6 protein-coding genes are annotated in these 7,950 nt (G+C 41.4%); 2 read left to right on the top strand and 4 right to left on the bottom strand.

Going from position 1 to position 7,950, the window contains the following annotated elements:
- The first annotated feature begins 430 nt into the window (after positions 1-430).
- The gene (locus ACWU4D_RS18915) at positions 431-886 is read left to right on the top strand and encodes an RNA recognition motif domain-containing protein (protein ID WP_456053002.1); all 456 of its coding nucleotides are present in this window, start codon (positions 431-433) and stop codon (positions 884-886) included.
- Here the strand turns inward: ACWU4D_RS18915 and murI are convergent.
- The 3 genes from murI to rph form a co-directional block, all read right to left on the bottom strand.
- Positions 858-1,664, bottom strand: coding sequence for a glutamate racemase (gene murI, locus ACWU4D_RS18910; protein ID WP_456053001.1), 807 nt, complete (start codon positions 1,662-1,664; stop codon positions 858-860). The genes ACWU4D_RS18915 and murI overlap by 29 nt on opposite strands.
- Positions 1,665-1,807: 143 nt before the next feature.
- Positions 1,808-2,449, bottom strand: coding sequence for an orotate phosphoribosyltransferase (gene pyrE / locus ACWU4D_RS18905; protein ID WP_456053000.1), 642 nt, complete (start codon positions 2,447-2,449; stop codon positions 1,808-1,810).
- A gap of 89 nt (positions 2,450-2,538) precedes the next feature.
- Positions 2,539-3,255, bottom strand: coding sequence for a ribonuclease PH (rph, locus tag ACWU4D_RS18900; protein ID WP_456052999.1), 717 nt, complete (start codon positions 3,253-3,255; stop codon positions 2,539-2,541).
- Between the two features lie 165 nt (positions 3,256-3,420).
- On the opposite strand from rph, the gene ACWU4D_RS18895 reads away from it, so the two are divergent.
- On the top strand, positions 3,421-4,287 hold the full coding sequence (locus ACWU4D_RS18895; RefSeq protein ID WP_456052998.1) for a YicC/YloC family endoribonuclease: 867 nt from the start codon (positions 3,421-3,423) through the stop codon (positions 4,285-4,287).
- 313 nt (positions 4,288-4,600) lie between these two features.
- Here the strand turns inward: ACWU4D_RS18895 and ACWU4D_RS18890 are convergent, their stop codons facing one another.
- Positions 4,601-7,741 carry a DUF3427 domain-containing protein gene (locus ACWU4D_RS18890; protein ID WP_456052997.1) on the bottom strand — a complete coding sequence of 1,047 codons (3,141 nt, stop codon included), beginning with the start codon at positions 7,739-7,741 and terminating at the stop codon, positions 4,601-4,603.
- Between the last annotated feature and the right edge of the window lie 209 nt (positions 7,742-7,950).

The raw sequence follows: 7,950 nt of genomic DNA, 5'->3' as shown, positions 1-7,950 counted from the left end.
TTACTTCTAAGAAGTAAAATTGATTATCATCAACGAGTGCCCACACAGATTGATAGGTCTAAATTTTTAAAGAGCGCCTGCCAGCCGTAGCTCGCTAGGGGTGCGTATAATACGCTTTTGAAATTCTTAGTCAACCATTATTTAATAAAATAATTGAATTCGATTTTCATTACCTCACTAAGTAGCGTTTACTTCTCAGCGGGTAGGCGGCATTATAGGGATCAATGACTCGCTGACAAGCACTTTTTTAAATTTAAAATCTGTTTGGTTAAAAATAGTTCAAATGCATCAATATTGACTAATCTTTGAACATTTGAGGGCTATCACAGCAATAGGTTGGAAATATCCGAAGCTTACACGTAAAATCGGTCTGCCTATTCATTTAGCATTTTTTCATTCACCTTAATAATATATTAATAAGCAGCCTTATATGAATTCAAATAAATCACTAATAGCTTCCGCTATCTTTGCAGTTATCGGCACCATCGTTTTAGCAGTACTTTCGTTTCCACCAGCAGTATCATTTCTTATTGGTGTAATAGGTACGACTCTTATTTTTATCTACACGTCAAACAAAACTCAATCAGCAACAGAGCAAGAATCATCAGAATCTGGTTCCACCACAACTCTTTATATTGGTAACCTTCCATATAAAGCCAACGAAACCAATGTCAAAGAACTCTTCTCTGAATATGGTGAAGTGTTTGCCGTTCGTTTAATGAAAGATAAGAAGACTGGAAAACGTCGTGGTTTCGGCTTTGTTGTCATTGCTGATTCAGCAGTGCAACATACAATCGACAACTTAAATGAATTTAATTACCAAGGGCGTACGTTAAAGGTACGTGTGGCTAACGACCCTAAAGATCAGAGCTCAAATAACGAGTAATCGAATTAAATCCGAACTCGCTAATATGTACAACTAGTGCTACTTCATCCTTTGGAGTAGCACTAGAGAACATCTCATTACACCTTTTTGTTCTTTCTACTGTTTGTTTTTCTTCCGTTAGTAAAAACAATACTCTCTGAGCAATCGCTTCACCTGAATCGACAAGTAAAACATCACTTCCCATCACTTCTTGTATTTCGTTTCGTAATAAAGGGAAATGAGTACAGCCTAAAACCACCACGTCCACTTGGCCTTTAAAAGGCTGCATTACTTGATTAAGTTCTTCTCTGTCGACCCCCATCCCTCGCAGTTTTTTCTCTGCCATATCGACTAACTGTGTTGAGCCTAAGAGTTGAACCTCTTTCTTGTAAGAAAAAGCAGATATCAGTTCTCGCGTGTACTCCCGCTTTATTGTTGCAGGTGTAGCCAATAAGCCCACGGAGTGTTTTGCAGCAAGACAAGCTGGCTTTATTGCAGGCACGACCCCAACAACGGGAATAGACAGCTCTTGTCTTAACTCGGTAAGTATTACTGTACTCGCGGTGTTGCAGGCGACAACAACAATATCGATATCGTATTCACACACCATATTACGAATTAACGTAGTTGCACGTTGTAGCAGCACATCAACGGATAACTCTCCATATGGGTAAGCTTGATTATCGAAAAGGTAGGTATAGTTGAGGTTAGGCAACAACTTCTGAATCTCTTTTACAACAGAAAGCCCTCCCACACCGGAATCAAACACAAGAATATTTGCAATTACATTATCAGCCACACGAGAATTCCTTTTCACGCTAAAAAATGAAGCACTATCATACCTTATAAACCATTACAGTCTCGTCGTATCAATAAGCACAAATAAAAAACCGCCCAATAAAGGCGGTTTCGGTATTCATTCAGCTAAAATAATAAGAATGTTTAGACTCCGTATTCGGCACGATACGCTTTTACCGCTTCCAAGTGCTCTTGATTGCCACCTTTTTCTTCAAGGAACATAACCAAATCACTTAAACTCACAATCGATATAATCGAGCAACCAAAATCTCGCTCCACTTCTTGAATCGCAGAAAGTTCGCCTTTTCCTTTTTCTTGACGATCGATGGCCACCAAAACACCAGCGAGTTCAGCGCCGTTTGCTTGAATAATTTCCATCGACTCACGAATCGCGGTTCCAGCCGTAATCACATCATCAACCAACATAATGCGTCCTTCTAACGCACTGCCGACCAACGAACCACCTTCACCATGATCTTTTGCTTCTTTACGGTTGAAACAATATGCAGTATCCACATCGTGATGATCTGCTAGCGCAACTGCTGTGGTTGTTGCAATTGGAATACCTTTGTAAGCAGGGCCAAAAAGCACATCATACTGAATACCTGAATCCGCTAATGCCGCAGCATAGAAACGACCAAGACGCGCCAAATCACGACCGGTATTAAATAAACCGGCATTAAAAAAGTAAGGACTAGTACGACCTGATTTCAAAGTAAACTCACCAAACTTAAGAACCTGCTTTTCAATTGCAAATTCAATAAACTCGCGCTGATATGCTTTCATTATTTTCTCGCCTTATTATTGCTGTACCCTGGCATCACTGCCACATGTCATGACCAACGATAAGCTCACGCTGATCATCTCTGACTTATTTAGTCAGCTAACGCCGCTTTCTGTGCAACGACGATTTCTTCGATTCCTTTCTGCGCACTCTCTAAAAGTGCTAATAACTCTTGATGACTAAACGGTTCGCCCTCAGCAGTACCTTGAATTTCAATCATTTTACCTTCTTCAGTCATCACGACATTCATATCCGTATCGGCTGACGAATCTTCCACATATTCAAGATCACACAAGATATCCGATCCAAGAATGCCAACCGAAACCGCCGCAACATGGCTTTTCATTGGGTTTTTCTTCAACTGCCCTTTTTCGATCAGGTGAGAAAATGCATCCGCTAACGCAACACTTGCTCCACTGATAGAAGCGGTACGAGTCCCACCATCAGCCTGAATAACATCACAATCTACTGTGATCATAAATTCGCCCATCGCCTCTAAGTCAACGACAGCGCGTAAACTACGAGCGATCAAACGTTGAATCTCCATCGTACGACCACCTTGCTTACCGCTAGCCGCTTCACGACGAGTTCGACTATGAGTTGCACGTGGTAGCATTCCATATTCTGCCGTCACCCAGCCTTTCCCTTTGCCTTTCAACCAACGCGGAACATTATCTTCAACCGTCGCATTACACAAAACTTTAGTATTGCCGAATTCGACTAATACTGAGCCTTCTGCATAAGCGGTATAGTTACGCGTAATTTTGATTGGACGGACTTGATCTGCTGCTCGGTTACTTGGACGCATGGTGCATCTACCTTTGATTAATGAAGAGTCTAATTGGGCGCGAATTATAGCGGAAATCCGTTGATGTTCCTAGTCAAGCTGAGGTTCTACAGCGCGACTCTCGAGTTCGAACTATGTTACTATGGCCGAATTATTTATGAACGTCAGGAACCTAAGGATAAATTGATGATCTACAGTATGACAGCGTACGCACGCAAAGAAGTCAAAGCTGACTGGGGAACCGCGGTATGGGAAATTCGTTCCGTTAATCAACGCTATCTAGAAACCTATTTTCGCCTACCAGAACAGTTTCGTTCTTTAGAACCCGTGCTTCGCGAGCGATTCCGTAAGCGCTTAGCACGCGGAAAGGTTGAGTGCCATCTACGTTATGAAGCGAACCCTTCAGCTAAAGGCGACCTTACTATCAATAACACCTTGGCAACTCAAGTCATCAATGCTGCCAATCAAGTAATGGAACTCACCGGCGAAGCCAGCCGAATTAATCCATTTCAAGTCATGCAGTGGCCTGGCGTCATGGAAACCCCTGAGCAAGATTTCGATACGATTAATAAAGAATTAATGGAAGCGTTCGATATCGCAGTCACCGATTTTATTGATGCTCGCGGACGTGAAGGCGAGAACATGAAAGAATTGATCGTTCAGCGTTTAGATGCCATTAGCAGCGAAGCCACCAAAGTTCGAGCACTGATGCCTGAAATTATCGAATGGCAACGTACTCGATTAACCAGCAAGTTTGATGATGCAAAAGTGGAATTAGATCCAACTCGTATTGAGCAAGAGTTGATCATGATGGCACAAAAATCTGATGTAGCTGAAGAGCTAGATCGCCTAGATTCGCACGTAAAAGAAACTCAAAACATCCTCAAGAAAGGGGGCGCTTGTGGCCGTCGTTTAGACTTTATGATGCAAGAGTTTAATCGCGAATCAAACACCCTAGCCTCTAAATCGATCAATACCGAAGTCACCGCAACCGGCGTTGAGCTTAAAGTATTGATAGAGCAAATGAGAGAGCAGATCCAGAATATTGAGTAGGTTTTTCGGTAGAAAGTTATCTGGCCAAGAATGTCTTAAAGCCCTGTATTACCTTGTGAAGAGCATTATAAATACAGGGCTTTTTTGTACTTAATTAGTTATTGCATATCATAAATAGAATTTGATATGCAATTGTAGATAATTGTTAACTTACTTTCTTATTTGCAGTGGACATTATGGGAATTTATCCTCTACGAGGAGTACAGTGATATGTTCTGTTATTCATTTCACCTTCCGCATAATTAGTAAAACTCGCTTAATCACACCTCTGCCTCTTTGTATAATTTGTTAATAACTAAAGTCGTCATGATAGTCATCCTACAGCTAACTTAGCCGCTTGATGCCACATAAAATTCGGCATCGACTCTTTTAGCTGCCAAGTGATACTCATAGGTTGTGAACCGGCATGTGATACATAGTCCACTTCGCCATAATTAACAAAACCCATGGTGCGACCATACTCATCGTTAGTCTGTTCTCGCACAAATAAAAACAAACGCTTACCAATTTTTTGATGGTGAATATAATCCTTACCATGCCCACGATCAGGTCTGGCACTATTCTGTGACTGCCAATGAAATCGAGACTCATTAATCGCATAATCATGATACATGGTCGTGGGTGAAAACTGCTTTTCATTTTTGTCTAAGGTGACAAACATCAGTTCAATATTTTGATCTTTCAGCACAAATACACCCTCACGAGCTGACGGTTGTCGCTCAAACGTTGTTGCTCCGAACGCCACCAATATTTGCTCCCTTGCATAGCGCGCATGTAATCTCAATGGAACGTCAGGCAATCCGAACATTGTCGGTTGTTTATGCTTGATTTGCTCAAGTTGCCAATCTAAAACGTCAGAAAACTCCGCTTTTAACTCAGGTACGTTCAATTGGATAACACTTTGCTCGACCGACTCGAAACCACACTCTGGTCCTGTTTTTTGCCAAAAATCATAATGACACATCAACACATGGCGATGACTCGAATCCTCTATTGCGAAATTGTTATGGCAAAGCTGCTTTAAGAAACTTAAATAGGCACGATCATCACAGGTCAAAATTCGGTTATGAATGGCCTTTTTAAGCATGTTCAGCAATTTTTCATCTAGATTATTTTCGTTGATTTCATCTTTGGCTAGTTGAATGAGCTGCGACCAACTCCCCAGTTTATAAAGTTCATTCAGATCGATATGCGGATTTAGGGTTAAGAAGTTCGACAGCGTTAACGGTAGTGACGAATGCTGTGGATACTGGCGAATCATCGCGACGAGACGCTTCAAAGTTAACGAAGCTTGACGAATATTTCTGAGTACCATGTCTTGAGTGTGCTTGCTTAGTTCGATTCGGCAACCCAATGGCACATGAGGGAATCCTTGCTTTATCTCATCACTGATGGCGCGATTACTTTTACCCACCAAGGCTCGAAATTTATTAGCAAAATCATATTCAGGGCGTGAATTTCCGACAAAATCCAGTACAGTACAACACTCCTTGCCGTCAGCTAAACGTAAGCCTCGTCCCAATTGCTGTAAGAAAATCGTTAGGCTTTCTGTAGGCCTCAAAAAGAGCAAGGTATCGACTTCAGGAATATCAACACCTTCGTTGAAAATATCGACCACACAAAGGACATTAATACTTCCTGAGCGGATGGCTTGCTGCTTTTGTTGTCGCTCGTCGCGGTTATCGCTAGTCAGTACATCTGCTTTTACGCCCTTCAGCAAAAGCTGCTGAGTCATGTACTGTGCGTGCTCTTTGCTTACACAAAAAGCTAGTGTTTTCATTTTACTTAGATCAGTGATGATCTCCTGCATGCTCAGTAAAATCTTATCAAAACGCTCTTGGTTGTGGGTATAAAGATTAGTCAGCTGAGCAATGTCATAACGCCCACGACTCCACGGAATCGTGCGAAGGTCAGTATCATCATCGATACAAAAATACTGAAACGGGCAAAGGTGTCGACGATTAATCGCTTCAGGCAAACGAATTTCTGCCGCAATTACACCGCAAAAGTCAGCTAAAATATCACCACCATCATGGCGCTCTGGCGTTGCAGTCAGCCCTAATAGAATATCGGGAGAGAAATGATTTAGCACAACACGGTAACTTTTAGCCGCTATGTGATGAACTTCATCAATAACAACATAATCGTAAAAATTAGACGTTAAATTTAGTTGCTCAATCTGGTTGTTTAGCGTCTGAATGGAAACAAACAATTGTCGGTAATGCTCAGGCGTATGACCACCAACCCAAAGCTCACCAAAAGTGCCATTACGCAATACACCACGATAAGCTGCTCTTGCTTGTTTTAAAATTTCTTCTCGGTGCGCAACAAATAAGAAATTTGCTTGCGGTTTTTCTTTGATAAAACGCGCAAAATCAAAAGCTGAGATGAGGGTCTTACCGGTGCCTGTAGCTGCAACGACTAAATTACGAAAGCGCTGGTGAATGCTTCGCTCTACAGACAGTTGCTCTAGGATCTCACTTTGATGGGGAAACGGCGATATATCGAAGAAGTGCGTTTGGCTACCCTCATTTTGTACTCGCTGCTTGCTCAATGCTTTTTTAAGTTTTTCGCTGCTGGTAGCATCACCACTAAACAATTCAAAATCATCCGATGCCCAATATGTTTCAAAAGTACTCAGCGACTTTTTAATGATATGAGGGATTTCTTGAGAGGTGATCTTTAAATTCCATTCCAAACCGTTAGTTAATGCAGAATGCGAGAGGTTGGAGGAGCCGATATAACCCGTATGGTAGCCAGTACTACGCAAAAATAGATAACTTTTGGCATGCAGACGCTCACGCTCAGTGTTGTAGCTCAGTTTAACTTCGGTATTGGGTAAACTTGCTAGATACTCCACTGCTTTCGCATCAGTCGCGCCCATATATGAGGTCGTAATGATTTTTAGCTCGCGGCCACTTGAGGTAAATGCCTCCAGCTCTTTGCGAAAAATCCGTATTCCTGCCCACTTAATAAATGACACTAGCCAGTAAATTTTATCCGATGACAGGATCTCTCGCTTCAATTCTGATTCGAGTGACAAGCCTGCATTACTGCCACTAAATAACTCACTTTGAGTTAAACCGGTTAGGGGAAATATGTCTTTAATGTAATTTTTTAAATCAGCTGAAATAGGATTTTCTAATTCATAGAGAGCGGTCAGAATTTTGCCTTTGCTAGTAAGCAAATTATCTTCGATAAAAGCCTTGTCTTGAATTTGTGTTTTTAGCCAGAGTAACAATTGATTGGATAAAGCAATTTGCTGTTGCAGACGATCATCACCCGCCGGCACAGACTCAATCGCATACTCAAGAATGTGTGATAAGAAACGTGATAGCCAGACAGATGCTTCATTGCTATTGAGTTCACGTTCGCCAACATAGAATCGCTCTCGGTCAATACGACTCTCGATAAGTTGCGTTATAAGCTGCTCATAAATTCCGATTTGTTGCATGCTTTTCCTTTTATTATTATGGGTTAATCAAAAACCGTATGAGTACACAAATGCGATATAGCTTATCAACTGCTGATAATCGTACAGGATTATTTCCCGAATTAGGGAGATATTAAGCAGATAAATACCTACCAAACTCATAAAATTCAAAGATATAGGACTAGCCCATATCAAATTGATTTTTTGGGGTGGCATCATTGAATAAATCA

The organism is Vibrio phycocola (genome assembly GCF_053850235.1).
The sequence above is the reverse complement of the archived record's forward strand: the minus strand, read 5'-3'. Positions and strand labels throughout refer to the sequence as shown.